Origin of the sequence: Polaromonas sp. (assembly GCF_030682935.1) — a bacterium.
Taxonomy (GTDB): Bacteria; Pseudomonadota; Gammaproteobacteria; order Burkholderiales; family Burkholderiaceae_C; genus Polaromonas.
Genome location: NZ_JAUXNA010000174.1, coordinates 1 through 2,590, shown reverse-complemented (window position 1 = coordinate 2,590; position 2,590 = coordinate 1). Strand labels below are relative to the sequence as shown.

3 protein-coding genes are annotated in these 2,590 nt (G+C 64.7%); all 3 read right to left on the bottom strand.

What is annotated here, in order from left to right; genetic code table 11:
• Positions 1-182: 182 nt before the first annotated feature.
• Positions 183-917 carry a uracil-DNA glycosylase gene (locus Q8K05_RS07940; protein ID WP_305246045.1) on the bottom strand — a complete coding sequence of 245 codons (735 nt, stop codon included), beginning with the start codon at positions 915-917 and terminating at the stop codon, positions 183-185.
• Between the two features lie 8 nt (positions 918-925).
• Positions 926-1,717: an indole-3-glycerol phosphate synthase TrpC gene (gene trpC / locus Q8K05_RS07935; protein ID WP_305246043.1), complete on the bottom strand. Its 792-nt coding sequence runs from the start codon at positions 1,715-1,717 to the stop codon at positions 926-928.
• Positions 1,718-1,896: 179 nt separating this feature from the next.
• The coding region (gene trpD, locus Q8K05_RS07925; RefSeq protein WP_305246040.1) for an anthranilate phosphoribosyltransferase at positions 1,897-2,590 on the bottom strand (694 nt) is incomplete at its 5' end.

The window sequence follows — 2,590 nt, the reverse complement described above, 5'->3', positions numbered from 1 at the left end:
TGGATTCGAACCAGCGTACGCGTTAGCGAACAGATTTACAGTCTGCCTCCTTTAACCACTCGGACACCCATCCTTCAAGGGAACCTCAGATTATGCCACGGGTTTATGTCAGTTGCCAGCCATTGCTATGGAAATTAAACGAAAGTTGTGGGCGCCAAGGCATTTACAGTGAGCCTGCTTTTTTACCGCCCCGCTTGCAGGCCGCGCCACTGGCACACCTGCGAGAAGTGCCCGCAGCCGATGAATGGCAGCGGCGGCCGCAGCGCTGACAGCGGGGACGGATGGTTGGCCAGCAGGACCTTGTGGCGGCTGGCGTCTATCAGGGCGCGCTTGCTTTGGGCATGGGCGCCCCACAGCAAAAACACCACGGCATGATCGCCCGCGGACACCTGGCGGATCACGCTGTCGGTCAACACCTCCCAGCCCTGCCCGGCATGGCTGGCCGGCCGGCCCTCCTCCACCGTCAGGCAGGTGTTGAGCAGCAGCACCCCGTCGCGCGCCCAGCACACCAGGCTGCCGCCGGGCACCGGGAAGGGCGGCGGCGGCGTGCCCAGGTCGCGCTGCAATTCCTTGAAGATATTGCGCAGCGACGGTGGCAAAGGCACGCCGGGCGCGACTGAAAAAGCCAGCCCCTCAGCCTGCCCTCGCCCGTGATACGGGTCCTGCCCCAGAATCACCACGCGCACCGCTTCGGGCGGCGTGAGCTCCAGTGCGCGTAGCGGCTGCGGGGGGAAAATGACAGCGCCTTCGGCCAGCCGGCGGCGCAGAAAGCCCAGCAGTTTTTGCCCCGCTGGACTCGCAAAAAAAACCTCGGTCAAAGGCCGCCAGCCGGGCGCAACCGGCCAGTCCGACGGGTCGGCGCTGCTCAGGCGCTCAGGCGCACTTGCCGACATGCCGGCCAAGGGGACCTGCTCCATGGACGCCGTTACAGCCCGAACAGCTGCTGCAGCGCCACGCCCGGGTCGTCGGCGCGCATGAAGGCCTCGCCCACCAAAAAGGCATTGACCTTGGCGTCACGCAGGCGCTGCACGTCTTCGGGGGTGGTGATGCCCGATTCGGTCACCAGCAGACGGTCTGCGGGCACCTTGCCCCGCAGGTTCAGGGTGGTGTCGAGCGAAACTTCAAAGGTGTTCAGGTTGCGGTTGTTGATGCCGATCAGGGGCGTCTTGAGCTTGAGCGCGCGGTCCAGCTCGGCCTCGTCGTGCACCTCGACCAGCACGGCCATGTCGAGCGACATCGCCAGCGCTTCCAGCGACTTCATCTGCGCATCGTCCAGGCAGGCGGCGATCAGCAAGATGCAGTCGGCGCCCATCACGCGCGATTCATAGACCTGGTAGGCGTCGATGATGAAATCCTTGCGCAGCACCGGCAGGCCGCACGACGCCCGGGCCTGCTTCAGGTAGTCGATGCTGCCCTGAAAGAACTGCTTGTCGGTCAGCACCGACAGGCAGGCCGCGCCGCACTCGGCATAGGCCTGGGCGATGTCGGCGGGAATGAAGTCCTCGCGCAGCACGCCCTTGGACGGGCTGGCCTTCTTGATCTCGGCGATGACCGCTGGCTGGCCGGCCGCGATCTTGGCGCGCAGGGCGCCGACAAAGTCGCGCGTATTGACGCGCGACTCGGCGTCTTTGCGCATGGCCGGCAGCGGCTTGCGGTTGATCGCTTCCTCGATTTCTTCGCGCTTGACGGCAATGATTTTGTTCAGAATGTCACTCATGGGATTCCAGTGGGGTTGGCGGTGCAGACGTCGGGGTCTGCCCTGCAGGTGGGTGGGGCGGCGGGTTGGCGCCGTTTTGGAGAACTTTCACGAAGATGCGGTGCATCACGAAGCCCACGATGATAAACAGCGCCGAAACGCCAAGAGCGATCCAGGCGCCGGGATCGCGCCACATGGCGTCAAGCCCCGGCGCGCTGGCTGAAGGCCACCAGTTGCGCCAGCTTGGCCTTGGCCGCGCCTGATTCAATAGCATCCCGCGCCCGTTCGATGCCGCTCATTATTGAATCCACCACGTTGGCGGCGTACAGCGCCGCACCGGCGTTGAGGATCACGATGTCGCGCGCCGCGCCCGGCTGGTTGCCAAGCACGCCCAGCAGCATGGCTTTGGACTGCTCGGGCGTCTCGACGCGCAGCGCGCGGTTGCTGGCCATCGGCAGCTTGAAGTCTTCGGGATGGATTTCGTATTCGGTGATTTCGCCGTCTTTCAGCTCGCCCACCACGGTGGCCGCGCCCAGGCTGACTTCATCCATGCCGTCCTTGCCGTAGACCACCAGCGCATGTTCGGCGCCCAGGCGTTGCAGTGCCCGGATCTGGATGCCGACCAGGTCGGGGTGGAACACGCCCATCAGGATGTTGGGCGCACTGGCCGGATTGGTAAGCGGGCCGAGTATGTTGAAGATGGTGCTCACGCCCATCTCCTTGCGGATGGGGGCGACGTTTTTCATGGCCGGGTGGTGATTCGGCGCAAACATGAAGCCCACGCCCACTTCTTCTATGCACCTGGCAATCGCGTCCGGCGACAGGTTGATGTTGATGCCCAGCGACTCGATGACGTCGGCGCTGCCCGACTTGCTGCTGACGCTGCGCCCGCCG